The organism is Halobellus limi, from assembly GCF_004799685.1.
Taxonomy (GTDB): Archaea; Halobacteriota; Halobacteria; order Halobacteriales; family Haloferacaceae; genus Haloquadratum; species Haloquadratum limi.
Genome location: NZ_CP031311.1, coordinates 2,925,986 through 2,951,962 on the forward strand (window position 1 = coordinate 2,925,986; position 25,977 = coordinate 2,951,962).

The 25,977-nt window shown below is 68.4% G+C and carries 29 protein-coding genes; 9 read left to right on the forward strand and 20 right to left on the reverse strand.

All coding sequences use genetic code 11. From position 1 onward, the window contains the following. Positions 1-7: 7 nt before the first annotated feature. Positions 8-1,258 carry a DHH family phosphoesterase gene (locus DV707_RS14485; protein WP_103993072.1) on the forward strand — a complete coding sequence of 417 codons (1,251 nt, stop codon included), beginning with the start codon at positions 8-10 and terminating at the stop codon, positions 1,256-1,258. Between the two features lie 201 nt (positions 1,259-1,459). On the opposite strand, the gene DV707_RS14490 is transcribed toward DV707_RS14485, so the two are convergent. From DV707_RS14490 to DV707_RS14535, 11 genes are all read right to left on the reverse strand, one after another. Further along, positions 1,460-1,990 carry a DUF5807 family protein gene (locus DV707_RS14490; RefSeq protein WP_103993071.1) on the reverse strand — a complete coding sequence of 177 codons (531 nt, stop codon included), beginning with the start codon at positions 1,988-1,990 and terminating at the stop codon, positions 1,460-1,462. Between the two features lie 69 nt (positions 1,991-2,059). Then, positions 2,060-2,215 (reverse strand): DUF7563 family protein, encoded by a 156-nt coding sequence (locus DV707_RS18655; RefSeq protein WP_170216854.1) that lies wholly within the window; start codon positions 2,213-2,215, stop codon positions 2,060-2,062. 259 nt (positions 2,216-2,474) lie between these two features. Continuing rightward, positions 2,475-2,738 carry a hypothetical protein gene (locus DV707_RS14495; RefSeq protein WP_136361888.1) on the reverse strand — a complete coding sequence of 88 codons (264 nt, stop codon included), beginning with the start codon at positions 2,736-2,738 and terminating at the stop codon, positions 2,475-2,477. Between the two features lie 59 nt (positions 2,739-2,797). Then, the gene (gene truA, locus DV707_RS14500) at positions 2,798-3,607 is read right to left on the reverse strand and encodes a tRNA pseudouridine(38-40) synthase TruA (RefSeq protein ID WP_103993169.1); all 810 of its coding nucleotides are present in this window, start codon (positions 3,605-3,607) and stop codon (positions 2,798-2,800) included. Positions 3,608-3,680: 73 nt separating this feature from the next. Next, the gene (locus tag DV707_RS14505) at positions 3,681-4,160 is read right to left on the reverse strand and encodes a universal stress protein (protein ID WP_103993069.1); all 480 of its coding nucleotides are present in this window, start codon (positions 4,158-4,160) and stop codon (positions 3,681-3,683) included. A 76-nt stretch (positions 4,161-4,236) separates the two neighbouring features. Next, positions 4,237-5,532, reverse strand: coding sequence for a histidine--tRNA ligase (hisS, locus tag DV707_RS14510; RefSeq protein WP_103993068.1), 1,296 nt, complete (start codon positions 5,530-5,532; stop codon positions 4,237-4,239). A 74-nt stretch (positions 5,533-5,606) separates the two neighbouring features. After that, the gene (locus DV707_RS14515) at positions 5,607-6,488 is read right to left on the reverse strand and encodes a DMT family transporter (RefSeq protein ID WP_103993067.1); all 882 of its coding nucleotides are present in this window, start codon (positions 6,486-6,488) and stop codon (positions 5,607-5,609) included. A gap of 106 nt (positions 6,489-6,594) precedes the next feature. After that, positions 6,595-7,194 (reverse strand): DUF7411 family protein, encoded by a 600-nt coding sequence (locus DV707_RS14520; RefSeq protein ID WP_103993066.1) that lies wholly within the window; start codon positions 7,192-7,194, stop codon positions 6,595-6,597. A 7-nt stretch (positions 7,195-7,201) separates the two neighbouring features. Continuing rightward, positions 7,202-7,564, reverse strand: a complete 363-nt coding sequence (locus DV707_RS14525) for a DNA-binding protein (RefSeq protein ID WP_103993065.1) — start codon at positions 7,562-7,564, stop codon at positions 7,202-7,204. A gap of 92 nt (positions 7,565-7,656) precedes the next feature. Next, positions 7,657-8,112 carry a 30S ribosomal protein S19e gene (locus DV707_RS14530; protein ID WP_103993064.1) on the reverse strand — a complete coding sequence of 152 codons (456 nt, stop codon included), beginning with the start codon at positions 8,110-8,112 and terminating at the stop codon, positions 7,657-7,659. A 110-nt stretch (positions 8,113-8,222) separates the two neighbouring features. After that, positions 8,223-9,272, reverse strand: coding sequence for a lysylphosphatidylglycerol synthase transmembrane domain-containing protein (locus DV707_RS14535; protein ID WP_103993063.1), 1,050 nt, complete (start codon positions 9,270-9,272; stop codon positions 8,223-8,225). A 146-nt stretch (positions 9,273-9,418) separates the two neighbouring features. Between DV707_RS14535 and thiL the strand changes: the two genes are divergently transcribed. Both thiL and DV707_RS18825 read left to right on the forward strand, forming a co-directional pair. Then, positions 9,419-10,291 carry a thiamine-phosphate kinase gene (gene thiL / locus DV707_RS14540; RefSeq protein WP_103993062.1) on the forward strand — a complete coding sequence of 291 codons (873 nt, stop codon included), beginning with the start codon at positions 9,419-9,421 and terminating at the stop codon, positions 10,289-10,291. 54 nt (positions 10,292-10,345) lie between these two features. Further along, positions 10,346-10,744 (forward strand): hypothetical protein, encoded by a 399-nt coding sequence (locus DV707_RS18825; protein WP_200820970.1) that lies wholly within the window; start codon positions 10,346-10,348, stop codon positions 10,742-10,744. Here the strand turns inward: DV707_RS18825 and DV707_RS14550 are convergent. The 3 genes from DV707_RS14550 to DV707_RS14560 all read right to left on the reverse strand — a co-directional run bounded on the left by DV707_RS14550 (position 10,646) and on the right by DV707_RS14560 (position 13,346). After that, entirely contained in the window at positions 10,646-11,785 is a 1,140-nt protein-coding gene (locus DV707_RS14550) for a site-2 protease family protein (RefSeq protein ID WP_103993061.1), read from the reverse strand. The two genes, DV707_RS18825 and DV707_RS14550, sit on opposite strands and share 99 nt — an antisense overlap. Positions 11,786-11,974: 189 nt before the next feature. Next, the gene (locus DV707_RS14555; RefSeq protein ID WP_103993060.1) at positions 11,975-12,244 is read right to left on the reverse strand and encodes a DUF7123 family protein; all 270 of its coding nucleotides are present in this window, start codon (positions 12,242-12,244) and stop codon (positions 11,975-11,977) included. Positions 12,245-12,533: 289 nt separating this feature from the next. Continuing rightward, complete coding sequence (locus DV707_RS14560) at positions 12,534-13,346, reverse strand: molybdopterin synthase (protein WP_103993059.1); 813 nt, start codon at positions 13,344-13,346, stop codon at positions 12,534-12,536. A gap of 149 nt (positions 13,347-13,495) precedes the next feature. Between DV707_RS14560 and pyrH the strand changes: the two genes are divergently transcribed. From pyrH to DV707_RS14575, 3 genes are all read left to right on the forward strand, one after another. Then, on the forward strand, positions 13,496-14,215 hold the full coding sequence (gene pyrH / locus DV707_RS14565) for a UMP kinase (RefSeq protein WP_103993058.1): 720 nt from the start codon (positions 13,496-13,498) through the stop codon (positions 14,213-14,215). A 3-nt stretch (positions 14,216-14,218) separates the two neighbouring features. After that, complete coding sequence (gene lysS / locus DV707_RS14570) at positions 14,219-15,925, forward strand: lysine--tRNA ligase (RefSeq protein ID WP_103993057.1); 1,707 nt, start codon at positions 14,219-14,221, stop codon at positions 15,923-15,925. Positions 15,926-16,082: 157 nt separating this feature from the next. Beyond that, positions 16,083-16,319: a hypothetical protein gene (locus DV707_RS14575; protein WP_200820969.1), complete on the forward strand. Its 237-nt coding sequence runs from the start codon at positions 16,083-16,085 to the stop codon at positions 16,317-16,319. A gap of 204 nt (positions 16,320-16,523) precedes the next feature. On the opposite strand, the gene DV707_RS14580 is transcribed toward DV707_RS14575, so the two are convergent. Both DV707_RS14580 and DV707_RS14585 read right to left on the reverse strand, forming a co-directional pair. Further along, the gene (locus DV707_RS14580) at positions 16,524-17,615 is read right to left on the reverse strand and encodes a radical SAM/SPASM domain-containing protein (protein ID WP_103993056.1); all 1,092 of its coding nucleotides are present in this window, start codon (positions 17,613-17,615) and stop codon (positions 16,524-16,526) included. A gap of 18 nt (positions 17,616-17,633) precedes the next feature. Continuing rightward, positions 17,634-18,068: a hypothetical protein gene (locus tag DV707_RS14585; RefSeq protein ID WP_103993055.1), complete on the reverse strand. Its 435-nt coding sequence runs from the start codon at positions 18,066-18,068 to the stop codon at positions 17,634-17,636. A 487-nt stretch (positions 18,069-18,555) separates the two neighbouring features. On the opposite strand from DV707_RS14585, the gene DV707_RS14590 reads away from it, so the two are divergent. The 3 genes from DV707_RS14590 (at position 18,556) to DV707_RS14600 (ending at position 22,414) form a co-directional block, all read left to right on the forward strand. Beyond that, on the forward strand, positions 18,556-20,370 hold the full coding sequence (locus tag DV707_RS14590) for a PDZ domain-containing protein (RefSeq protein WP_103993054.1): 1,815 nt from the start codon (positions 18,556-18,558) through the stop codon (positions 20,368-20,370). 119 nt (positions 20,371-20,489) lie between these two features. Beyond that, positions 20,490-20,726: a hypothetical protein gene (locus tag DV707_RS14595; RefSeq protein ID WP_103993053.1), complete on the forward strand. Its 237-nt coding sequence runs from the start codon at positions 20,490-20,492 to the stop codon at positions 20,724-20,726. Positions 20,727-20,845: 119 nt separating this feature from the next. After that, on the forward strand, positions 20,846-22,414 hold the full coding sequence (locus DV707_RS14600) for a heme-binding protein (protein WP_103993052.1): 1,569 nt from the start codon (positions 20,846-20,848) through the stop codon (positions 22,412-22,414). Between the two features lie 65 nt (positions 22,415-22,479). On the opposite strand, the gene DV707_RS14605 is transcribed toward DV707_RS14600, so the two are convergent. The 4 genes from DV707_RS14605 to DV707_RS14620 all read right to left on the reverse strand — a co-directional run bounded on the left by DV707_RS14605 (position 22,480) and on the right by DV707_RS14620 (position 25,856). After that, positions 22,480-23,025, reverse strand: a complete 546-nt coding sequence (locus DV707_RS14605) for an SHOCT domain-containing protein (RefSeq protein ID WP_235010857.1) — start codon at positions 23,023-23,025, stop codon at positions 22,480-22,482. Positions 23,026-23,064: 39 nt separating this feature from the next. Further along, positions 23,065-23,256 (reverse strand): hypothetical protein, encoded by a 192-nt coding sequence (locus DV707_RS14610; protein ID WP_103993051.1) that lies wholly within the window; start codon positions 23,254-23,256, stop codon positions 23,065-23,067. Position 23,257: 1 nt separating this feature from the next. Continuing rightward, positions 23,258-24,340, reverse strand: a complete 1,083-nt coding sequence (locus DV707_RS14615; RefSeq protein WP_103993050.1) for an aldo/keto reductase — start codon at positions 24,338-24,340, stop codon at positions 23,258-23,260. Between the two features lie 124 nt (positions 24,341-24,464). Next, positions 24,465-25,856 carry an FAD-binding oxidoreductase gene (locus tag DV707_RS14620; RefSeq protein WP_103993049.1) on the reverse strand — a complete coding sequence of 464 codons (1,392 nt, stop codon included), beginning with the start codon at positions 25,854-25,856 and terminating at the stop codon, positions 24,465-24,467. Positions 25,857-25,977: the final 121 nt, after the last annotated feature.

The window sequence follows — 25,977 nt, forward strand, 5'->3', positions numbered from 1 at the left end:
TGGGGCTATGGAAGACGAACTCATCGACAGCGCGAGTCTCTCGCTGTCCCGGAAGTCCCAGCTCCCCGGGACGGGCTTCTTCTATCCCGACTCCCTCGACGAGGACCGGGCGGAAGAACGGGTCGCAGAAGCCGTCGACGGCGCGGAAGCGGTCGTCGTCGCCGACACCGACGCCGACGGACTCGGATGCGTCGCGCTGATCCGCGAGGTGTACGACGCGACGCTCGAATGGGCGACGTTCGAGGACGACCTCTCCGAACGCGTCGGTCGCTGGGAAACCGACGGAGCGGACGAGGACACGGGTTCCGAGGACGACGCCGACGTGACCGACGACGAGGCCGACGAGGGCCCCCGGTCGACCGTCGCCCTCGTCGGGGCCGGCCCGTACTCGCTGGACGAGGCGCTCGAAAACGTCGCCGAGCACGCTCCCGAGGGGATCGATCTCTACGTCTGCGACCTCTGTCCCGACGAGTACGAGTGGATCGCAGCGGAACTCGACGCCGCCGCCTCGGTCGCGTCGTCGGTGGCGTGGTACGACCACCACCAGTGGAGCGACGAGACCGTCGCGGCGGTCCGCGAGTCGGGCGTCGACCTCGTCGTCGGCGAGTCCGACGAGGAGTGCACGGTCGACGTGGCGCTGCGGTCGCTCGATCACGACTTCGACGAGCGGTGGGCCGAACTCGCGGCGGTCACGCGGGATCACGACCTCTGGCTGAAGGAAGACGGCAGGAGCGACGACCTCGCGGACTACGCCTACTGGACGGACCCCGAGGAGTACGTCACGGTCGTCGGGCGGTTCGGCGTCGATCTCCCGGAGGTCGTTCGAGAGTACATCGAACTCCGGCGCGTCGAGAAGGAGGAACTGATCGAGGCGGCCGTCTCCCGCGCGGAGATGAAGTCCGTCGGCCCGTGGACGGTCGGCGTCACCTACGGTCGGTGCTCCCAGAACGAGGTCGCCGAGTCGCTTCGGGAGCAGGGAGCCGACGCCGCGGTCGTCGTCAAGCCCGCCGGCAGCGCGAGCATCCGCGGCTCGGAGGGGTTCGAACGGGCCCACGAGGTCGCCGGACACGTCAACGGCGGCGGCCACCCGAAAGCCGCGGGGTGCAAGCCGGACATCTACGACGACATGCTGGATTACGCCCACCACTGGACGACACAGGGCGCGACGGCCAAACGCGTCATCCTCCGCGCGTTCGAGCGAGTCGCCGCCGAAGTCGAAGCGGAGGCGGACGAGAAGACGGGGGACGGAGACGAGTAGGCGGAGAGAACAGACAGCGCAGAACAGACGCGGCCGCGACCGACGACAGCGAGTGAGGGATCACCGGGCGGACGCTTATATACGATCGCGGGGCCAGAGCCCGCGTGACGTAGCATCCGGCCCGCGTCGGTCAGCGGTTGTCCGACACGCCCGTCGTGGGTCTCGCGTCGGTAGCGACCGCCTCCGTGTCGGCTGTTCGCCCTATTCGGCTCCCTCGGCCGGCTCCGACTCGCCGGGCTGGACGCCCGTCTCGTCCTCGGCGCCGACGACCCACTTGTCCGAGTAGCTCGCACCGCAGGCGCAGTGGGCGTAGGCGTGAACGACCGCACCGCGGGCGTAGAGCCCGCCGACCTCCTCGTTTTGTGCCTCCGAGAACGCGAAGATGAACTCGACGTCGTGGTCGCCGTCGGCGACGTCGTCCTCGGAATCGGCGTCAGTAGCGTCGTCCCCGGAGCCGGCGGTCTCCGCCTCGGGGCACTCCCCGCCGTCGAGGCTCCGGGAGATGTGTCCCCGCGACTCCATCGCTCCGCGGGCGAACTCCATCGCGTCCATCCCGGTGCCGGCGGCGAACGCGCGTCGACCGTCGTCGCCGGGGACGACGAGTACGTAGCCCGAGTCGACGGTCTCGCCCATCTTCGGGAGTTTGCCCTGGCTGTCGAGGTACTCCTCGGTCAGAAACAGCGCGACGTCGTCGTGGCGCTCCCCGGCGAGGAACGCGTCGAGTTGGCTCATAGCGTCGTAACGTCGCGGAACGGTAAAAGCCGCGTGAAATCCGGTCCCGTCGTCGATCCGGAGACGGGGTCAGTGTCTCGTCGCGCGCGCCTCGCGGACGTCGGCCCCGTCGCGAACCTTGTCCTCACAGTTCGGACAGACCCGGGGATGGTCCATCCCGTTCGGTGCGAACACCCGGACGTACTCCGCAGTGACGAACGACCCGCAGTTCTCGCATCTCGGCATCGATCGGAGATTTGTATTGAATCAAAATAATATTTCGGGGGAAATATCACAACTGATCACACGGACGGGGAGACCGCCGCTCGCCGCGGGTCGGAACGGTCGCAGGAGCGATCACAACGTCCGGGTTGGCGTGGTCACGACCACGCGCGGTCAACGAGAGGTGGCGACGCGGTCGTTTCACAGTGGCTACTCCCGTCTCGTACCGCCGAGCGCTATCCCCAGCGACGGCGCTCGGCGATAAAAACCGAGAGTGATCAGATCAGGTCTCGGTCGGCGGTTCGGTCGTCTCGCTGAGCGCGTGGCGAACGACGAGGTCGATACCGCGGGCGACTTCGATGCCGCCGTAGTAGACGCCGATCAGGGAGACGAGGATACTCACGACGATGCCGTAGGGGCCGAAGAGCAGCGCGACGAGCGACCCGAGCCCGGAGACGACGGCGAAATAAAGCGCGCCGACGGCGAAGCGGTAGGCCGCGTCTCGGTGCGCCTGCGCGGTCGAGGGGAGCGGGGTGGCAGAGGGCATACCTTCGAGGTCGCCCACGACGAGCATAAGCTTTCACCGCTGGATGCCCCCGAGGGGCGTCACCTCACGACGCCGTCGACGATCCGATCTGCGACGCGGGCACGAACGTGCGCGTCGCGCCGCCGAGCGGCGAACACGTCGGCGGCGCTCTCGACGCCGCGCTCGTCGCGTTCGAAATCGAGCCGAGGGTAGACGACGTCCGCCAGCAGCAGCGGTTCCGGTGGGGCCGAGGGGACGCCCTCGGGGCCGTCGAGCGGTTCCGAGCCGAGGAGTCGGTGCACGCTCTCGACGGTCCGATCGCCGGCGGCGACGCCCCGGATCACCGACGCGAGCCGGCGGACGAGCGCTCGCGGGAAGCCGCCGGCGGCGACGCGCAGCGACAGGAAGTCGCCGTCGCGGCCGGTCTCGATCGACACGTCGCGGACCGTTCCTCGCGTGTCCGGCGTGAGGTTGTGGAAGTCGTGTTCGCCGCTGAGCGCCGCGGCGGCAGCGGCGGCGCGCTCGTCGTCGAGCCCCGGCCCGTAGAGGTCGTAGACGTACTCGCGACGGGCCGCGTCGTGCGTGGCGTGAAAGCCGTCGGGCGCCTCCGCGGCGGCCCACGCCCGAACGTCCGCGGGCAGTTCGCCGTTCAGCGCTCGCGGCGTGCACCACTCGGGACACTCGAACGCGACCGTCTGTGCGAGCGCGGAGACGCCCGCGTCGGTCCGACCGGCGGCGGCGTACCCCGGCGGTCGGCCCCGTGACCCCCGGTCGAACACGCCGAGGGAATCGAGCGCGTCGAATATCGCGTCCTCGACGGTCGGGACCGACGGCTGGCGCTGGAAGCCGTGGAACGGCCGCCCGTCGTAGGCGATCCGGAACGCTCGCAACCGATCGGTAGCGGACCGTTCTACCGCCTCGAAGAGCCGTTCCGAACCGTCGCCACGCTCGGGTTCGTCCCGGCTACTCATCGGCCGGTTCGACTCGCCCGTCCGCGTCGGGGTCCCGATAGTCACGCTCCTCACCGCGGAGGACGAGCACCGGGACCGGAGAGAGCCTGAGAACGCGTTCGGTCGTGCTCCCGAGGAGGTAGCGCTCGAGGCCGCGCCGACCGTGACTGCCCATCACGACGAGGTCGGCGCCGACGGCGTCGACGCGGTCCAGAATGGACTGATACGGCGCGCCGCGAACCACGGCGGTTTCGACGTCGACGCCCGACTCGCGGGCGCGTTCGGCGACCGCCGCGACGTGGCGTTCGGCCTCGGCCTCGTAGCCGTCGAGCAGCGCCTCCGTGTCGAGTTTGGCCGCCGAGAGCGCTGCGACGTCGACGACCGAGACGACGGCGAGCGTCGCGTCGGCGTCCCGCGCGAGTTCGATCGCGTGGTCGGCGGCCGCCTCGCTCGGCGCGCTCCCGTCGACGGGGGTGAGAATCGTCTCGTACATAGTCGTAGATTCGCGAGCAGCCGTAAAACACCACCGCGCGCCGCACACCGGCGCTGTCCGTCCGGAGGCGTCGCGTTCAGTCGAGGTCCTCGAGCGTCGGCGACGCGCGCTCGCCGGGGAACTCCTCGACGGGAACGGTCGTCTGCTCGCCGGAGCCCATGTCCTTCACGGTCACCTCGCCGTTCGCGAGGTCCTGCTCGCCGACGATGACGACCGTCTCCGCGTTGACGCTGTCGGCGTAGCCCATCTGCGCGCCGAAGCTCCGGTCGGAGACGTCGGCCTCGACGACGTTCCCCGCGGCGCGGAGGTCGCGGGCGATCCGGGCGGCGACGTCGCGAGTGTCGCCGACGGTCAGGACGTAGTAGTCGGTCGTGAGCGCCTCCTCGGCCCAGACGCCGGCGCGCTGACAGAGCAGCGAGAGCGGCGCGAGGCCGGGCGCGACGCCGACCGCGGGGGTGGGCTGCCCGCCGAAGCTCTCGATGAGGTCGTCGTAGCGGCCGCCGCCGAACACCGAGCGGGAGATCTCGCCAGTCGAATCGAAGCACTCGAAGACGACTCCCGTATAGTAGTCCAGCCCCCGGGCGGTCGTCAGCGACACCTCGCAGAACTCCCGCGCGCCGAAGTCCTCGGCGGCCGCGAGCACCTCGCGGAGGTTCTCGACCGCGCTCGCGACGTCGTCGCCGCCGAACTCGGCGATCTCGTCGAGGTCGCCCGCCGTCACGAGGTCGTCGAACGCCTCGGCCTGCTCGTAGGAGAGGCCGGCGTCGGAGAGCAGTCCGAGGTACTCCGTCTTTTCCACCTTCGCGCGTTTGTCCACCGCGCGGATCGCCTCGCGGGCGTCGACGTCGGCGTCGAACGCGCGGAGCAGGCCGCCGAGGATGTCGCGGTGGGAGACGCGGAACTCGAAGTCCTCGCCCGTGAGCCCCAGACCGGTGAGCGCGTCGGCCGCGAACGCGAGGATCTCCGCGTCGGCCTCGGGTTCCGAGGAGCCGAAGATGTCGACGTTCGTCTGGTAGAACTCCCTGAATCGCCCCTGCTGGACCTGTTCGAAGCGCCAGAACGGCCGCGTCGAGTACCACTTGATCGGCTTCGACAGCTCCTGCTGTTTGGCGACGACCATCCGCGCGACCGTCGGCGTCAGTTCGGGCGTCAGCGACACCTCGCGGCCGCCCCTGTCCTCGAAGGCGTACAGTTCCTCGACTATCTCCTCGCCGCTCTTGTCGACGTACATCTCCGTCCGTTCGAGCGCGGGCGTGGATATCTCGCGGAAGCCGTAGCGCGCGGCGGCGTCCTCCAGCGTGTCGATGACCTCCCGCCGGGGGGCCATCTCCTCGGGGTAGAAGTCCCGAAAGCCCTTGAGTCGGTCGTACATACCGACGGATTCGGCGGTGCCGCGCTTGAAACTGTTGAAGCGATTGCGAGTGCGTCGCCGCCGACGGCGACGGACTACGCCGCGATCAGTCCCACGCCGATCACGGCGAGCGCGGCGGCGACGAGGCGGATGCCGAAGGAGTCCTCGCGCAGCAAGATCCCGCCGAGGAGGACCGCGACGACCGCCTGGGTGTTGATGATCGGCGACGCGATCGACGCCGGGACGGTCGAGAACGCCAGCGACGTGACGTGCTCGCCGACCGCGACGCCGCCGCCCGCGAGGACGAACTTCGGCAGGGCGTCGCGGATCGGTACCCACTCGCGGGCCGCGAGCGGGAGGACGACCACGAGCACGCCGCCGAGCACCGTCGGGACCCACAGTTCCAGGGGGATCGCGAGCTCCTGTAACGCGACGCGTTTGCCCACGTCGCTGACGGCGAAGAGCGCCGCGCTCAACAGGCCGAACTGCGCCGCGCGCGACGACGCCGCCTTCCGGATCGGATCCAGGAGCGACCCCGTCCGGTAGTTCGCGACGTAGACGGCGAGCGTGGCGACGACGACTCCCGTGATCTGGAGCGGGGTGAGCCGCTCGTGGAGGAAGACCACCTCGATCGGGAGGACGAACACGGGGACGATCTTGCTGATCGGCGCGACGTAGGAGACGTCGCCGAGGCCGAGCGCCCCTAGGAACACGAGAAACGCGGCCGCGGTGGCGACGATCGTCCCGACGAGGAGCAGCCCCTCGAGGGGGCCGAACCCCGAGAGCGAGGGGACGTCCGCCGGGTCGGTCCGCGAGAGCGTCAGCGGCAGGTACCACGCCACGGCCGCGGCGTTGACGCCGACGGTCAGGACCGTCGCGGGGTACTCCTCGAAGTACTGCTTGAGGACGAAGATGTACGTCCCCCAGACGAGCGCCGCCGCGAGGGAGTAGCCGATACCGGGAGAGAGCGAGAACACGTTCGGAGGTGACCGTCACCGGGAGAAATGTGTTCGGATTCGATCGTGTTCGGAGTCGGTTTTCGTGGCGGCGCTCCGCGCCGGAACGCGGCGTCGGTCCGGAGTGTCAACCGTCGCTTCGGAGCCCGCGGACGTAGGACTGCTCGTGCGCCGGGAACACCGATTCGACCGCGTCCTCGCCGGCGCGCTCGGCGATCAGCGACCGGAGTTCGGCCTCGTAGTCGCCCTTCGGGATCGTCTCGGAGGGCCCGGTCTCGACGGTCAGCGTCTCCTCGACGAGCCGATCGACCGCGTTCCGTCCCAGTCCGGCGAGCGGCGAGAGGTAGTCGACGCCGTGTCGGTCTTCGAGGCTCTGCGCCTGCGCCCGCGAAACCGTCGGGACTCTGTCGTCGCGTCGGCTCCCGTCGGCGACGGCGTCGACGTCGAGTTCGGCCACGGTTTCGAGCGCGTGTTCGTGGACGCGCTGGATGCCGTGTCGGGGATAGCCGTCGTCGAGCATCTCGTCGACGGCCGCCTCGGCGACCGATCGATCGAGGTCGACGGCCTCGAAGGGATAGCCGAGTCGGTCGGCCGCGGCCTCGGCGTGTTCCCAGTCGCCGGTGATCCCGAACCGGCCGGTCACGAGCGTCACGTCGTAGAAGGAGTCGAGAAACAGCGCGGCGAGCGTCGAGTCCTTCCCGCCGCTGTAGAGGAGCGCGAGATCCACGAGTGCGCTACCGTCGACGGATGTCGAAGCTCTTCGAGTCCGGCTGCAGTTCGCGGAGCAGGTCCTTCATCTGCTCTTCGTCGATCCGATCCTGGATCCGGCCGCTCTGCGCCAAGGCGACGATCTGTTTCTTCACCGACTCCGCGAAGTCGGGCTTCGACATCTCGACGGCGTTGAGCCGCTGGCGCGCGCCGTCGGTCAGGTACTGCTTCAGCATCGCCTCCTGTTTGGCCTCCGCCTGTTCGCGAGCGGCCTCCTGTGCGGCCTCGCGGTCCTGCCCGCCCTGCTGCCCCTCGGCCTGGTCGCGGAGCTCCTGCATCTTCTGTTCGCGCAGTTCCTCCAGTCGGTCGTCGTCGGGGGTTCCACTCATCGTCGTAGGATTCTGTCGCGGCGCTAAAAACGGTTACGTCGTTCTCCCTCGGCGTGTGATCTCGCGTCGACCGTCGCGGGCGGGTCCGCGTTCTAGGCGTAGCGTTCGAGTTCCGGGCGGTCGAGATCCGCGAGGACGTCGTCTGCGGCGTTGTCGAGGAAGCTCTGTCCCTCGCTGGTGATGCGGCGACCCTGGCCCTTCGCCGTCTCGACGAGGCCCTCCTCTTCGAGCTGCTGGAGCGCCCGGCGGATGATCTTCTTGCTGCCGGGGGCGGAGCTGTTTCCGGAGACGCGGTAGCGGGTGGAGCCGCGCTTTCGGCCGCCGTACTCCGTCGAGAGCCGGTCGACGCCGATCGGGCCTTCCTTCGCGACCTTGCGGAGCAGCGACGCCGCGCGGACGTACCAGAAGTCGTCCTGTTCGGGCGGGAGTTCGCGGGTCTGTCCCGTCTTGGCGAACTCGATCCACTCGGGCTCCTCGATTCGATCCGCGAGGCGGTCGGCGACGTCCTCGATGAGGGCGTCGGCCGGAACGTCGTAGACACTTACCATATCCACCGATTCCCGTTCGCGTCGTTTAAAGCCATCGTATCGGGCTTACGACGCGTGAGACGCTTCCTCAGTCGTTCCGGGCGGCGGCCGAACCGCGGCGGTAAGTGGGCTCACCCCTCGCCCGCGCCGATCCCGAGGCCGGTTCCGAGCCAGGCGACGACGACGCCGCCGAGCACCGTCGGGATCCAGTAGACCGCCCCCCGGAAGATGACCACGGCGGCGACCGCGACCGGCTCTGTCACCTGCGAGAGCGGCGCGGCGAGGAGCAACAGCACCAGCACCGTCTCGATGCCGCCGGCACCGCCCGGGAGGGGCGTCACGCCGGCGATGGCGGCGATGGGGACGACGACCAGCGCGACGGAGAGGCGTACGTCGACGCCGATGGCCGCGAACGACAGCCAGAGCGCGATCATCTGACAGAGCCACCCGAGACTGGACGCGCCGAGCGCGAGCGCCAGCCCCCGCGGGTTCGACGCGACCCGTTCGATCGCCCGGAAGAAGCCGTCGATGCGCTCTTCGATCCCTTCGGGCGTCGGCACGGGGATCCGGGGGATCCAGTCGGCGATCGACCTGATGACCGGCGTCAGCGCGTCGACGACGCGGGCCTCGAGCCGGTAGCGTCGCGTCCAGCCGAGGTAGACGAGCGTCGGGACGACCACCGCGAGCGCGACGACCGCGGCGATCGCCGCGAGGAGGTTGTCGTTGGCCCCGAGGGCGACCTCCGAGGCGAAGTACCCTGCCCCGGCGAGCGCGAGCGTGATCGACGGCACGAAGTTCAGCGTGTCGACGCTGGCGATGGCCGCGAGGCTCCGCTCGTACTCGGCGTCGGCCGCCCGGGAGATCAGATACGCCGTCACCGGCTCGCCGCCGGCCTGCCCGAACGGCGTGATGTTGTTCGAGAACGTCGCGCCCGCGAAGACGAGAAACGACGTCCCGTAGGACAGTTCGACGCCGAGAACGTCCAGCACGGTGTTCAGAGAGACGCTCCACGCCGCGAGCCACGCCAGCGTCGCGAGGACGACGAGCGCGACGGACCCGGGATCGGCGCTTCCGAGCGTCGCGAGGAGCTCGTCGACGCCCGCGAAGTAGAACAGGAGCGCGAAGACGCCGACGGTCGCGAGAAACCCGAGGACGGTGGCGCGAAGGTTCTCGCGGGCCATACCACGGGGTGGGTTCGTCCGGGCATCAAGCCATCGAAACCGACCGAAGGCGGGGACCGCCGTCGTCGCCAGCCTGCGGGACCCGCGGGAGCGCTCGCTCCCAGACGCGACGCCGACTTTTTGCCCGCCCGGGTCGCAGGAGCGCTATGGACGAACGATCGGCGCTCCGACGGCTCGCGGCCGCGCTCCCGGCGGCGGGCGACGACGCGGCCGTCGTCGACGGCCTCGTCGTGACGACGGACATGCTCCACGAGTCGACGGACTTCCCGTCGGGGACGACCCGGTACACGGCCGGCTGGCGCGCCGTCGGGGCGTCGCTCTCGGACGTCGCCGCGATGGGAGCCGACGCGACCGCCGCGGTCGCCGCGTACGCCGCGCCGACGCTGGACGAATCCGAACTCGACGCCTTTCTCGACGGCGCGATCGACGTCTGCGAGGCGGTCGACGCCCGGTACGTCGGCGGCGATCTCGACACCACGGGCGAGTTCACGGTCGCGACGACCGCGCTTGGAGAGACCGACGCGCCGGTGCTTCGCTCGGGCGCGAACGTCGGCGACGTCGTCTGCGTGACCGGCGCGCTCGGTCGGACCGCCGCGGCGCTCCGGGCGTTCGACGCCGGCGAGAGCGGGCGGGGGAACGACCTGTTCCGGTTCGCCCCGCGCGTCGCCTCCGGCGTCGCCCTCGCCCCGCACGCGACCGCGATGATGGACTCCTCGGACGGACTCGCGCGGTCCCTCCACCAGCTCGCGGAGGCCTCGGACGTCGGCTTCGAGGTCTCCTGGGACGCGGTCCCGGTACACGACGCCGTCGACGACTACGCCGGAGACGACGCCGACCGTCGGGCGATGGCGACCACCGTCGGCGAGGACTTCGAGCTGGTCTGTACGCTGCCGGCGGACGCCGTCGACGGCGCCCGAGACGCGCTCTCGGTGCCACTGACGGTGATCGGCGACGTCGTCGACGGGGGCGTCCGGATGGACGGTGAGTTGCTGGCCGACGAGGGGTATACCCACGAGTGAGATTCGACCGGGAGGGGCCGGGGATTCTTGTTCCAGCCGGCCGAGAGGCGACGTATGCCCTCCAGGCACCCGTTCGTCGACGCCGAGACCGGAACGCTCGATAGAGACCAGATTCTCGCAGAGGCGGTCCCGCTCGCCAGGCTCCTGCTGTACGTCGGTCTGATCGCGCTCGTGCCCTTCGCGCTTGCGTACTTTTTCGGCGGATCGATCGTCGGGGCGCTTCTCGCCGCCGCCGGTCAGTTCGTGCTCGCGGTCGGTGCCGGCGTCGTCCTCATCTACGTCGTCGTCCGCGCCATCGACATCGCCGGCGTTCCGCGAGGCGACGGCGACGGACGCGGGGCGGCGGCCGAGGTTTCAGACCGACATAATTTCGACGGGGACGAGGAGGAAACAGAGCGCGCCGAGCGCGAACGTCGCGACCCCGACAGCGATCCGGACGGGTCCGAGCGGTGAGTCGTCGACGGGGTTCGCCGGCCCCTTGAACGCGACCACCGCCGAGAGCAGCCCCCAGAAGCCCCACAGGCCGACCGATTCGTCCAGCCCGTAACCGAGGCCGTAGTGGAGGTAGGCTGCGAGGCCGAACAGCGCGGCGGGGACGACCGCCGCGACGCGTTCCTGGGACTCCCCGACCATCGCCCGGAGGATGTGCCCGCCGTCGAGCTGGCCGACCGGGAGGAGATTTAAGACGGTGAAGAACATCCCGACCCAGCCGCCGATGATGACCGGGTTGACCGCGACGGAGGGATCGGAGTACTCGGTCGGCTGTCCCAGGACGCCCGCGATGAGGTCGAGAAGCGGCGGGTTGTTGAAGACGATGACCTGTCCGGTGCCCCGAATCGCCCACTCCGGAACCGCGATCGGCGGGAGCGACAGTCCGACGGCGGTGACGACGACCGTCGCTGCCAGCCCCGCGAGCGGCCCCGCGACGCCGATGTCGAACAGCGCCTCTCGGTCGGGCATCTGTCCGCGCATCCGGATGACCGCGCCGAGCGTCCCGAACGGGAAGATGAACGGGAGGACGTACGGCAGCGACACGTCGACGCCGTGGTATCGGCCCATCACGTAGTGGCCGAGTTCGTGCGTCGCGAGCACGCCGAGGACGGCCGCGGTGAAGGGCCAGGCCCGCAGCACGACCAGCGGGTTCGCGAGCAGTTCCGAGAGCGGCGTGTAGTACCAGGTCAGCGACCCGACGAGGAGCGTCGAGACGACGGTCGCGAGGAACAGCCCCAGGTTCTTCCAGGGGATTCCGTCGATGCCCTGGCTGACCGGGCGGGCGATCACGACGTCTTCGTGTCCCCCACGCGTGCTCGCGACCTGTATCTCGTAGCCCGCCTCGCGGAACGCTCCCCACACCTCCCGCACCAACATCCGCTCGGGCACCAGCGACTCGCCGTAAAAGAGCAACCGGTCGTCGTCGCGGCGGGTCTCGCGGAGGTGAAAGACCGACCGCAGGGCCTCGATCGGCGGTTCGGCCGCCGAGTCCGGGGAATCCATCGGACTGCCGTAGGAGATGCGATCGGATAAACGCCACGACGGGGACGGATCGGACGTCGCAGCCGCCACTCCCGGGTCGAAACGGGTCGACTGACTACTCGGCCGATCTCCGGCAGAAGGGGAGTCTCAGGGCGGTGTGAAGACGGCACACCGCGTGGGGGTCGTTCGGGCGGCGATCAGAGACGGGGGTCAGGCCGTGTCCTGTGCGGGTTCGATCCGCCAGGTGGTCGCGCTCGTGTACGACCACTTCTCGACGGTCAGTTCCGAGGCGGAGTCGCTGAGTTTCACCATCAGCGCGCCGATCTCCTTCGGGGAGAGGCCGACCTCGTCGGCGATGAACTTCGATTTGAAGTACATCTCGCCGTCCTGCGCCTTCGTGAGCAGGTAGGACTTCAGCCGCTCCTCTTTGGACATCTCGTCGCTGGCGGGCTCGGTGGAGGGTGTCGCGGTTGCGCTCATCTATGTCACCTCGCTCTCGCCTTGTCGTCGGGGGAGTATATAAAGGGAGGAACGTTAGGAGGAATTCGACTCTATTCACTCGTTATCGACGATTTATGCGATGGTTCAGCGACACTCGAAATTCTTTTAGAAATTTTATGCCTCTCTCTGAGTATTTATTTCTGCAGTTTGTCTTTGAATATAAGTCCTCGAGATCGGCCGGTATCCCGGGCGTTTCGCACCCTATTTGCAGCAACAATGACCGAGAAATCGACGGCACGCGGCTCGTTCGTCCGCCCGGGAGGGGCGGTCACTGCTTGTCGTGAACCCAGAAGTCCTCCTCGACCGTCGTCTCGCGCTTGAAGATCGGGACCTCGTCCTTCAGGCGATCGATCCCGTCGGAGACCGTCTCGAAGGCCTCGTCGCGGTGGCCGGCGAGGACGACGACGAAGACGATGTCCTCGCCGGCTTCGAGCGTGCCGGTCCGGTGGAAGAGCGCGACCTCCTGGACGCCCTCGCGCTCCATCAGTTCCGACTCGATGGTCCGCAGCCGCTCGTCGGCGACGCCCTCGTACTTCTCGAAGGTGAGTTCGAGCGTCCGCGGGTCGTCGGGGTCGTCTCTCGCCCGTACGCGACCCGTGAACGTCGCGATCGCCCCCGCACGTTCGGCGCGGGGCGACTCCTTGACGCGTTCGACGAGCGTTTCGAGCGTCACGTGGGGAGTCGCATCCGCGAGCGCTCCAAGGGCGTCGTCGACGTCGACGGCGTCGGCCGAGTCGGCCTCGATGACGACGTTCTCCGCCTCGGCGTCACCCAGCGTGACCGTCGGGACGTCCGCCTCGGGGTAGCCGACGAGCAGCGCGTGGTCGTACGTCGCCGCGAGGTCGTCGAGCACGTCGTCGAGGTCTCGACCCCCGCCGGTGGCGGCCCACGCGCCGTCGTCGCCGAGTTCGTACGCGGCGTCGACGCCCTCGACTCGCTCCGACCCGCTCGGCAGCGTGCCGTCCGCCGAGCGGTTCTCCGCGGGGCGCCGTTCGACCACGGCGACCGTCCCGTCCAGATGCGGACTCATTCGCTCACAGAGCGTTCGCGCGTCCGGACCGACGACTCCGAGCAGTTGCATACCCGAAATCGGGGCGCCTATCGGCTTGATACTTACTGTCGACGTAGCCGTCGGGCGGGACGGGCCGGCCCCATCGGCTGCGGTTCGCGCGTGTCGCGGGCGTACGCGGTTGACAACTCTTAAGCCCGGTTCGCGGCAACGACGGAGCAATGAGAGTCGTCGTTTCTATCGGCGGGAGCGTGCTCGCTCCCGACCTCGACGCCGGACGCGTCGAGGGCCACGCAGCGGTCGTCGAGACGCTCGCCGACGAGGGATGCGAGATCGGGGCGGTCGTCGGCGGCGGGGGCGTCGCCCGCGACTACATCGAGACCGCACGCGACCTGGGCGCGAACGAGGTCCAGCTGGACCAGATCGGGATCGACGTGACCCGCATCAACGCCCGCCTGCTCATCGCCGCGCTGGGCCCGCGAGTCGACCCGAAAGTCGCCCACGACTACGAGGACGCCGGCGACGCGATCCGACGCGGCGACGTCTCGGTGATGGGCGGCGTGATGCCCGGGCAGACGACCGACGCGGTCGCCGCGGCGCTCGCGGAGTACGTCGGCGCCGACCTGCTCGTCTACGCGACGAGCGTCGACGGCGTCTACAGCGCCGATCCGAGCGCCGACGACGGCGCCGAGAAGTACGACCGCCTGACCGGCGGCGAACTCGTCGACGTGATCGCGCCGATGAGCCGCGACGCGGGCGCGTCCGCGCCGGTCGACCTCCTCGCGGCGAAGCTGATCGAGCGCGCGGGGATGCGGACGATCGTTCTCGACGGCACCGATCCCCGTCGGATCGAGGACGCGGTCCTTCGCGGCGAGCACGACGGCACCGACGTGGTCCCCACCGCCGCCGAGGGCGAACCGACCTACTGGGTTCAGGGATAAGCCATGAGCGAGGAGTCCGATTCCGACGACGGAGCGAACGCCGAGGCTGTGGACGTCGAAGCGAACGCCGGGGACGTCGATACCGACGTCGAGGACGACGGCACCGACGGACCGCGCCGCGCGTTCTGGGCCGACGAGGTCGCAGACGAGATCGAGGCGCGCGGGCCCGAGGAACCGATCGTGATCAAAGGCGGCGTCTCCCCCTCCGGCGTCGCCCACCTCGGTAACTTCAACGAGATTATGCGCGGGTACTTCGTCGCCGAGGTCCTGCGCGAGCGCGGCCACGAGGTCCGGCAGGTCTTCACGAGCGACGACCGGGACCCGCTCCGAAAGCTCCCCCGAAAGCTCGCGGACGTCGACGGCAACATCGTCGGACTGGGCGACGTCGACGCCGGCGCGCTCGGTCGGAACCTGGGGAAACCCTACACCGACATCCCGGACCCGTTCGGCGAATCGGAGTCGTACGCGGCGCACTTCGCGGCGCTGCTGAAGGCCGACGCCGACCGCCTCGGAATCGAGGTCGAGATGCTCTCGAACACCGAGATGTACGAGGGGGGCGAGTTCGACGAAGTCGTCGCGCACGTCCTCGAAGACCTCGACGTCGCTCGGGAGGTCCTCTCGGAATACCAATCGAAGATCGACGACGACTACGTTCCGTTCAACCCGATCTGTGAGAACTGCGGGAAGATCACCGAGGCGGTCACGTCGGTCGACGTCGACGCGGGAACCGTCGAGTACGTCTGCACGGACATGACCGTCGGCGACGAGACGATCGAGGGCTGCGGCCACGAGGGGACGGCGACCTTCCGCGAGGGGAAACTCCCCTGGCGCTTCGAGTGGCCGGCCCAGTGGCAGATCCTCGGCGTCGACTTCGAGCCGTTCGGGAAGGACCACGCGGAAGGGTCGTGGCCCTCCGGCGAGGACATCGCCCGGAACGTCCTCGGCGTCGAACCGCCCGTCCCGATGGTGTACGAGTGGTTCACGCTCAACGGCGAGGCGCTCTCCTCGTCGGCGGGCAACGTCGTCACCGTCGCGGAGATGCTGGAACTGCTGGAACCGGAGGTCCTCCGGTACTTCTTCGCGCTCAACCCCCGGAAGGCCCGCGACTTCGACGTCTCGCGGCTCGATCAGTTCGTCGACGACTTCGACCGCTTCGAGCGGGCGTACTTCGGCGACGTCGACGACGAGTCGCTCTCGGCGTTCGCCGAGCGGGCGTACCCGTTCGTCGTCGACGACGTGCGCGAGGAGCGCGTCCGCCTGCCGTACACGTTCGCGGCCGTCCTCGGGATGACCGACGACCGCGACCTCCGGATCGAGATGGCGCGAAACGAGGGCTACTTCGACGACGACACCCCCGAGTGGGCCATCGAGGAGGCGCTCGAACGGGTCGACCGGGCGCGCGCCTGGGCGGAGCGCGAGGACAACGAGTACAACTACCGCATCCAGGAGGACCTCCCCGACGCGGACTTCGACGCCGACGTCGCGGCCGCGCTGGACGAACTCGCGGACTTCGTCGAGGCGGGTCACGACGGCGAGGCGATCCAGGGTGAGATGTACGAGACGGCGCGTCGCCACGACGTCGAAGTCGGCGACTTCTTCGAGGCGGGCTACCTGCTCTTCTTCGATCAGCCGCAGGGGCCCAGGCTGGGAGAGTTCCTCGGCGAACTCGACACGGAGTTCGTGGTCGCGCGGCTTCGGCGCGAGTCGTAGCGTCGCGGGGGCGGAAGCGTGCCATAGAGCGACGGCGGGCGCTGTGGTCACAGGGGGATTCGGAGGTCGCCGGCGGGCAAACTGCGGCGCGGCCCCGCCGTCAAATAAACCGGTGATCGGGGCTTTGTCCGGGTTTCTAAGTGTTTCCAGCCGAGAAATGAGCGGCACGATGGACGAAGTGCTCGAAGTCGTCGACGTCGTCGCCGACTCGGGACTCGAAGGCGTCGTGACCTGGCTTCTGCGCCTGCTCGGGCTCGTCGCCCTAGTCGCGGGCGTCGGGCTCTGGCTCCTCACCGAGGCGGGGCTGCTCTGGCTCCCGGCGATCCTGATCCTCGTCGGACTCGTCCTGATCGCCGCGCCCAGCGTGCTCCTAGTGCTGGCTGAATTCGCCTGAACGCGCCTTCGGACGCTCGACAGAGCAACGCAGCATCGAACGCTGTCGGGGTATTCCCCCAGAGATTCACCGCGAACGAGGTTGAAGACCGAGCGAGCGGCTGTTCTGGTTTTTCGAGCAGTTTCGACTGCGCTCCGCGCGGTCTCGAACCCTCGAAAAATTACGCTGATTCTCCTCGGTCATAGTGACGAGTTCGGTTCCGGTTCACTCAGGCAGGGCCTGCTCGACTTTTTCGTCCATCCGAGTGAGCAGCGTACTCATCCCACAGCAGGAGTCGCGGGACTCCCACCCGAGGGGGTTGGTGTTCCGGTCGTGGGGACATCCACCGTGACAGACGTTGTACCACTCACACGATTCCTCTGCTGCGGCCTCCTTCTCGGCTTCACGCTGCTGAATCTCCAGGATGTGGTCCGGTAAGAAGGTGAAATCCTCATCGCCGATGTTTCCGACCTTGTACTCGGGGTCCGGGATGTACCGGTCACAGTGATACACGTCGCCGTTGGGGTTCACACCGAAGTATTTGCCGACGCAAGATCCCTCATAGATACAGAGACCGGGGCTGGAATCGACCAGTCCCTTAAGCAACGCGGAGAGTTCGCGGACTTCCGGTCCCGCTCCGTCGTCGGCCCACCACTCTTCGAATATGCCGCACATAAACTCCGAGTACCGCTCTTTGGCCAGGAAGGCAGACATTTCAGACGGCTCTCGAACCTCCTCCAGCCCCTCGGTATCCGGACGCTGTGAGAGGAATCCGACTGACGGGGCGTCGATCGATTTGAACCACTCGTAGATCGCTACCGGGTCTCGCTGCAGGACGTCTTCGGTGACTACCATCAGGAGACCGAACGGCACCTCGGAGTCTTTGAGTAGTTCGATCCCTTCGCGGACCCGATCGGACGTGCCGCGCCCCTGAACGTCGACGCGAGTCTCATCGTGCATCTCGGGCGGCCCGTCGACGCTCACTCCGAGTTGGAAGTTGTGCTCCTCGAAGAAGTCGACCCATTCCTCGTCCAGCAGGGTGGCGTTCGTCTGGAGTTGGTTCACGGCCGCTTGATCCTGTTCCATCACGAGGTCCTGAACGAACAGCGCCTTCTCGAACCACTCCTTTCCGAGCAGCAGCGGTTCTCCGCCGTGCCAGATGAACTGGACCCGATCGGCCTGATCAAACGCCTCCTCGGTGAGCGTTACCAGGTGCTCGAAACTGAGCGAGCTGACGCCGCGGTCGCGCCAGTCGTGACAGTAGCTACACCGCAGATTACACCTCCGGGTACATTTGACGATGAGTGATAGGCTCATAGCCGTCGGGAAGTTCGATCAGAGGTCCTCCAGGAGGTCTTGGTCCTTCAGAATCTCTATTTCGTCCTCCGAGAGCTTACTTCTGAGTTGAAAGCGACGGAGTGGTGTGAGACCCGTGACACTCATCCTGTCGCCCCCCAAGGCCGGCGTCGTCATCATTTCGGTGCTACTTTGCGCCCAGTCCTTCTGCCAGACGCCGAGATCCGTCCAGTTGTCGCTCCAGCTGTCCGCCGCACGCCCTTCGTCGGTCAGGTCGACCTTGTTCCGCAGGTCCACGGGCACGCGATCGCCGATCTCCACCGTCCGCTGCACGGATGGGTTATCGGTTGGAACGCCGAGTCTCTCCGCAGCCGCCGCTTGAATCGCCTGTTTAAGGAGGTTTGATCCGATTTCTTGTACCTGGTCATCGTCTTCCATCATCCCGCTCAAGTTCGTTATCTCGTGGCTTGTCATACCAAGCTGTAATCTCAGCCGATTGAACATAATTATTTTTCATCATAAATTATACAACCGGGCAACAATTATTAAATTCGCATATGTATCCGTCGTAACAATCGACGCCCGGCGATGGAGAGGCGGCTCTTTCGACTGTTTGGCGCCCACTACTCTCTCCGCAAAGGCAGTCGAGAGGAGACCGAAACGGGGCCGGAGCGTGACGTCGCGTCGACCGACGGTTCACACCGCGTTCCTCGCGGCCTTTCTTCGCCCTGGGAGCGTCGTGTCTCACGGGCCTCGCGTCGTACACCCGGCGAGACAGGTCTGTGCGAGAACGGAACGGCTGTGTCGGTCGCCAGCGCTCGAACCGCGAGCGAGGCCGGTGGCCGAGCGAGCGGCTCCTTTTTGGTCCAGCTTTTTGCGAGGAGGGTGCGCTTCGCGCACCCGACGAAGTAAAAAGGTGGATGAGGAACACCTTTTGGCGCCCGTCTCTTTTCCTCCCACGATGAACACGCTTCTGTGGGTGCTCGTCGGCCTCGCCGCGTACTCGGCGGCCGCGCTGTTCCTCTCTCAGCGCGGGCTGTTGCCCTCCTCGGTTCGCGTCCAGGGACCGTTCACGACCGTGCACACGAAACGGGGGCGGGACCTCATCGACTGGATCGCGACGCCGAAGCGCTTCTGGCGCGCGTGGACCAACCTCGGCGTCGGCGCGACGCTCGTGATTATGGCGGGGATGTTCCTCTTTCTCCTGGTGCAGGGCATAGCCATCGCCAGGAACCCGCCCGCGCCCTCCTCGGTGAACCAGCCGCAGAACTTCCTCGTCATCCCCGGCGTCAACGACTTCCTGCCGCTTTCTGTCGCCCCGGAGATCGTCTTCGGTCTCCTCGTCGGCCTCGTCGTCCACGAGGGCGGCCACGGGATCCTCTGTCGCGTCGAGGGGATCGACATCGACTCGATGGGGGTCTTCCTCTTCACGATCATCCCGCTCGGCGCCTTCGTCCAGCCGGACGAGGAGAGCCAGCGGGAGGCGAGCCGCGGCGGGCGCACACGGATGTTCGCCGCCGGCGTGACGAACAACTTCTTCGTGACGTTCCTCGCCTTCCTGCTCCTGTTCGGTCCGGTGATCGGCAGCGTCGGCGTCGCCTCCGGGATGGCCGTGCAGGGGGCCTACGACGGCTCGCCCGCGGCCGCCGCGGGGATCGAGCAGGGCGACCGGATCACCGCCGTCGGCGGCGTGCCGGTGGGCAACGAGAGCTCCCTCGACTCGGCGCTGCTCGGCACCGACGAGCGGACCGTCGCCGTCGAACTCGACGGCGGCGAGAGCGCCGCGGACAGAGAAGCCAGAACCGTCGACGTCGAGCGCTCGCTGGTCGTCACCGGTTCCGTCGCCGGCAACCCCGCGAACATCAGCGTCGGCGACGAACCGATCGCGGTCACTGCCGTGAACGGGACGGCGGTCCACACGCGGGCCGGGTTCGCCGAGGTCGTCGGCGAGAGCCGCTACGCCGAACTCGAAACCGAGCGCGGGACGGTCACGGTCCCCGTCGGCGCGTACCTCACGCGGGTCGCGGCGGACGGGCCGCTGGCGCAGTCGGGCGCGCCGACCGACCCGGGCGTGATCGTCACCGCCATCGACGGCCAGCGGGTCGTCTCCTCGACCGAACTCACCCGCGTCCTCGATTCGACCGAACCCGGCGAGACGGTGGCGGTCGAACTCTACCACGACGGGGAGATCGAGACGTGGGAGGTGACGCTCGGCGAGAACCCCCAGGACGGCAGCGGCTTCCTCGGCGTCAACATCTTCCCGGGGACGAGCGGCCTCCTGCTCACCGACTTCGGCACGCAGTCGTACCCCGCCGGGACGTACCTCGAACTGCTCGGCGGCGACGGCGGCCCCGACGCGTCCGGCCTCTCCGGAGCGATCGGCGACTCGCCGCTCGCGACCGTCTACGTGTCGCTCGTGCTCCCGCTCGCGTCGCTGGTGCTCGGCATCCCGAACTTCCCGGGCTTCACCGCGAACGTGTTCAACTTCTACAGCGTCGGCGGCCCGCTCGGCTTCCTCGGGACGGGCGTGTTCCTCCTCGCGAACGTCTCCTTCTGGACGGCGTGGATCAACCTCCAGTTGGGGCTGTTCAACTGCATCCCCGGCTACCCGCTCGACGGCGGCCGGATCCTCCGGACGAGCGTCGAGGCGGTCGTCTCGCGACTCCCCATCGACGATCGGAACCGGGTCGTCAGCACCATCACGACCGGCGTCGGGGTGACGATGCTGCTGTCGCTGCTGCTCCTCGTGTTCGGCCCGACGCTCCTCGGCGGGTGATCGGCCCGACGCGCCTCGGCGGGCGATCGGGGCGATCCCACCGCGGATGAGGCGGCGACGGCGGTCCCGGACGGACTGTCCCACAGATACTTGACGTCGCGGCCACGATTTGGGTGGCGATGTCCGAATCCGCGTTGCAGCGATCGATCCGCCGGGGAACCGCCGTCCTGCTGGTCCCGCTCTCCCTGCTTCTCATCCAGGTCGAGGTCGTCACGAGGAACCTGTCTGGCGTCGTCGAGTCGTCGCTGCCCGGGCTCTCCCGGGGCGTCGGCGTCGCGCTGCTGGTCGCGGCCCTCCTGTACCTCCTCGCGAGCGGGGCGAGACAGCTCTATCTGGCCGCAGATACGCCCTTTTGATTCGCCCGTGGTCGTCGCCGTCGAGTGTCAGACCGCTTTCGGCGTCCGGACCGACGGACGCTCCCGGAATCTGGGAACGACTCGCAACGTCCATACGGGTGGCGTCCCAACCCGAACCTATGCCAGAGGCCCCACCAACCGACGAGGGCTGGTTCGTGCTGCACGACTTCCGCACCGTCGACTGGGACGCGTGGCGGGACGCGCCCGAACGCGAGCGCGAGCGCGCGATCGCCGAGGGGACCGAGTACCTCCGCCGTCACGGGGAGGTCACAGACTCCGACGAGGGCGACTCGGCGGTCTTCTCGGTGCTCGGCCACAAGGCCGACCTGCTCGTCGTCCACTTCCGACCGACGCTCGACGACCTCTCGCGCGCCGAGCGGCGCTTCGAGCAGACCGCGCTCGCGGGCTTCACCGAACAGCCGACCTCGTACGTCTCCGTGACTGAGATCTCGGGCTACACCAGCCCCGATTACTTCGAGGACCCCGAATCGGCCGACGAGGGCCTGCGACGCTACATGGAGGGCAAGAAGAAACCGGAGATCCCCGAGGACGAGTACGTCTCCTTCTACCCGATGTCGAAGCGCCGCGGCGAGGAGCACAACTGGTACGACCTCTCCTTCGAGGAGCGCGCCGACATGATGGCGACGCACGCCGAGACGGGCAAGGAGTACGCCGGGAAGATCAAGCAGATCATCGCCTCCTCGGTCGGCTTCGACGACTACGAGTGGGGCGTGACGCTGTTCTCCGAGGACCCGACCCACATCAAGGACATCGTCTACGACATGCGGTTCGACGAGGTCTCCTCGAAGTACGGCGAGTTCGGCCAGTTCTACGTGGGTCGTCGCTTCCCGCCGAACGACCTCGGCGCGTACCTCGACGGCGCGGCCGTGCCGACGAGCGAACACGACGAAGCGGGACAATCGGGCGGCGGTCACCCGCACGCTGACGCCGACGCCCACGGCGAAGCGCACGGGCACGCGCACGGCGACGGCGAGGCCCACGGCGGCCCGGGCGGCCACGGCGGCGCACACGCCGGCAGCAGCGCTCACGGCGACTCCCCGCACGGCGAAGAGGCGACGGACGGAACCGACGACGCCGAGGACGACGGTAGCATCCGCGAGGAACTGGCGGATCTGAACATCTACGCCGGCCAGCCGCACGGCGAGGACGTCTACGCGACGGTCCTGTACTCGGAGGCCGACACCGACGAACTGTTCGAGGAGGTACAGGGGCTTCGCGCGAACTTCGACCACTACGACACGCACGTGAAGACCGCGGTCTACGAGGCCGGAGAGCGCGACCGCAGCGCCGTCGTGAGCATCTGGGACACCCAGTCGGCGGCGGAGACGGCCGCGGGCTTCCTCTCGGAACTGCCGGAGATCGTCTCTCGGGCCGGCGAGGAGTCCGGCTTCGGGACGATGGGGATGTTCTACACCGTCAAGCCCGAGCACCACGACGACTTCGTCGAGACGTTCGGGACCGTCGGCGAACTCCTCGAGGAGATGGACGGCCACCAGGAGACGGACCTGATGGCGAACGTCGAAGACGAGAACGACATGTTCATCGCCAGCCAGTGGGACGCCCGCGAGGACGCGATGGAGTTCTTCCGGTCGGAGGAGTTCGGAGAGACGGTCGAGTGGGGCCGCGACGTGCTCGCCGACCGACCGCGACACGTCTTCTTAGCGTAGCGCGATACGCCGTCCTGGCGTCCTCCGCGTCGTTCCCGTCGTCTGACGCGCTTGCGACTGCGGCGTCAGACGCCACTCGGTCGGTCGGTTTCGAATCGAAACGGAGGGGTCGCTACCGCTCGCGCTCGACGGAGCCGGTCTCGACGCGCGCCGAACTCCGAGTCGGACCCCTCATCGGAGAGGCGCTCCGTCTCGACGAGCGCCTCCAGGCGCCGCTCGAACTCCGCGTGGTCGATTTCGCCCGCGGCGTACCGGCTCCGGAGTCGTCGGATCGGGCGTTCGTCCGGAGCGTCGTCGTTCCCGCCTCCGAAGAACTCGATCGAGCCGGTTTCGGTCGTCTTCGCCGCGTCGACCCCTTCGCTGTCGGTCGCGCCGAACCCGACCGATTCGTCCGACGTGCCGCGGAGGCGTCCGGCGGCGTACAGCACGCCGTACCAGAGGAGCATCGTCGCCGGCGCGACGACCAGAAACGCCGTGACCGGGTTGGCGGCGGTGAACATCGACAGCGCGGCGATCCACGCGCCGACGACGAGGCCGAGCAGGGGAGGGCTTCGTGCGACGGCGGAAACGTACTCGGAGAGCCGCGTTCCGAGCCGGTTGAGGACCGTCATACGCGTGGAATCTGTCGGCCGAGAGAAAAATCGTTTCGGTCAATCCGGTCGACAGCGGCGGTACGCGACGAATCCGACGACGCCGGTCAGGAGCGTCAGGACGTCCCACGGCGAGGGATCGACGTCGCGAGCGTCGGCGTCGCGACGGACCCACGCGGTCAACGCGACGTGGGCGACCGCGGTGAGTGCGACGAACGCCGTCGTGCGCGAGATCGGTGCCTCTGCGGCCACGTCAGTCCGAGGACGCGGAGTTCCGCGGCCCCGCCGTCGCCCGCTTGTCGATCCCTGCGGCGCGGATGTCCTCGCCGCCGACGGAGGAGCGGAGCTCGTCCATCCCGTCGTCGCGGTCGATGCCGAAGTTGTCCTCGTAGAGGTCGGCGACGCGCGCCATCTCCTCCTCGGAGAGCTTCGGGACCTCGGAGGCCGCGGCCCACTCGGTGATGTCCTCTTTCGTGTGGAACGTCGGCGTCACGGTCGCGACCGCGTCGTGGCTGAGGAGGTACGCGATGGCGGCCTGCCCCATCGTGCGCTCGCCGTCCCGTTCGAGGAAGCGCAGCGCCTCGAGCTTCTCCCAGCCCGTCTCGTACCACGCGTCGGGGCGGAAGCCGCGGTGGTCGTCGAGGTCGTGGCCCGTCTCGGGCGTCACCTGCTCGTTCAGCAGGCCCGAGGAGTGCGGGACGCGCGGGATCAGGCTGGTCGAAGAGCCCGTCCGCTCGATGGTGTCGAGGAAGTGGTTGCCCACCTCCTGCTCGAAGAGGTTCCAGACGAGCTGGACGGAGTCGAACTCCTCTTCGATGGCCATATCGCCCTCGGCGAGCCACCCGATCGAGGGGCCGAGCGCCCAGCCGATCGACCCGACGAGCCCCTCCTCTTTGAGTTCGTCGAGCGCTTCCAACACGTCCTCGTCGACCTCCTCGACGTTCGCGTTGTGGAGCTGGAGGACGTCGACGTACTCCATATCGAGCCGATCGAGGCTCTTCTCGGTGGCCGAGCGGACCCACTCGCCCGTGATCTCCTTGGGGAGTTCGCCGTGACCCGCCTGGGGGTTGTTGTAGAAGTCGTAGCCGACCTTGGTGGCGACGGTGACGTCGTCTCTGTACCCTTCGAGCGCCTCGCCGAGCAGTTCCTCGCTGTCGCCGTGGCCGTAGACGTCGCCGGTGTCGAAGTAGGTGATCCCCTCGTCGATCGCGTGGCGGATCAGTTCGACCGAGTCCTCGCGCGTCCGGTCGCCCCACCAGTCGGTGCCGACGACCCACGCGCCGAAGCCGACCTCGCTCACTTCGACGTCGGAGTCGCCCAGCGTCTGGAAGTTCATACTCGAATCTTGGGCGGCGATTTATTTAGCCTGTCGGCTGGTCCCGCGGGTCGGGAAGGCGACGAGGGGCGGGGCCGAGGGCAGTCGGACTCGTGAACGACGGGCAGTCGGGCCGACCCCCCGGTCACACGCGCTCGTACGCGAACAGCCCGTCGGGGTCGTGCTCCTCGCGAACCGCCCGCAGTCGCTCGGCGTTCGCCGCGTACACGTCGTCGGCGTCGGACTCGCTGCCGCCGGCGAAGTTCGGCAGCGTCCCGGGGACGGACGGTCCGTCGCGGAACCGACGGCAGGTGTCGCGCACCCACTCGACGTTCTCCGTCGTCGCCGTCGGATCGTCCCAGGCGGCCTCGACGTTCACGACGACGTCTGCGTCGCGGCCGACGAGCGGCGTCGTCGATTCGTCCATCCGCCCGACGGCGCCGTGCATCGGCCAGACGACGATAGTCGATAGGTCCGAGGGGGCGGCGCTCGCAGCCCGCCGGAGGTCGCCGATCGCGTCGTCGTCGAATCGCGAGAGCGGCACGGACTTCCAGTAGTACCGTCGACCGGCCGGGAAGTCCCCGTCCATCATCGACTGCAGGTCGGTGTAGGCCATCGCCTCGAACGACTCGGCGAACGCATCCGGGCGGTCGCGGAACGTCTCGAACTCCCGCCGTCCGACGTCCGGATCGCCCGCGTAGACGCCGGCGACGCAGAGCGCGAGGTCGCCGTGGCGGTCCGACGGGAACTCGGGGCTCGCCGGAACGGTCGCGAAGTACGGGAACACGCAGGACTCGTCGGGTGCGTCCCGCTGGTAGCGGCGGTATTCGCGGAGGGCGCCGTCGGCGACCGTCACGGGGAGCCACGACTCGAAGTAGGGGACGTCGTGATCGAGCGGGTGGAGGTCGAACTCGAAGGCGGTGACGACGCCGGGCGTCCCGCCGCCGCGGGCCGCACAGAACAGGTCGGCGTTGCGCTCGGCGTTCGCGGTCGCGCGCTCGCCGCGCCCGGTGACGACGTCGATCTCGCGGAGGTTGTCCGCGGTGAACCCGTGTTTCGGCGAGAGGTAGCCCGTCCCGCCGCCGAGCGTGAGGCCCGCGACGCCGGTGTCGGCGTAGACGCCGCCGGGCGTCGCGAGCCCGAACGACTGCGCGGCGCTGTCGAGGGTTCTCCAGGTCGCCCCCGGCCCGACGCGCGCGATACGCTCCTCGGGATCGACCCGCACCCACTCCATCCGCGAGCAGTCGACGACGAGGCCGCCCGAGACGACCGACGCGCCGGAGACGCCGTGCCCGCCGCTCCGGACCGTGGTTTCGAGGCCGTGCTCGCGGGCGAAACCGACCGCGGCGCGCACGTCGTCGGCGGACTCGCAGTACGCGAGCGCCGCCGGGTACTCGTTTATCATCCCGTTCCAGACCCGCCGCGCCTCGTCGTAGGCGTCGTCCGACGGGGCCACGACCTCACCGCCGAGTCGCTCCGAGAGGACTCCGAGCGGGAGGGCCTCTTCGAGACGCCGCGCGTCCCGGTTCGCGTCCATACGGCTACGAGGCGGCGACGTCGCTTACCGATTGGGGTCCCGCTCGCGCGGAGGTTTATATACGAACGCGTGACCAGAGCCCCCGTGACGTAGGAGCAGTTCCGCGTCGGGCAGCGGGTGT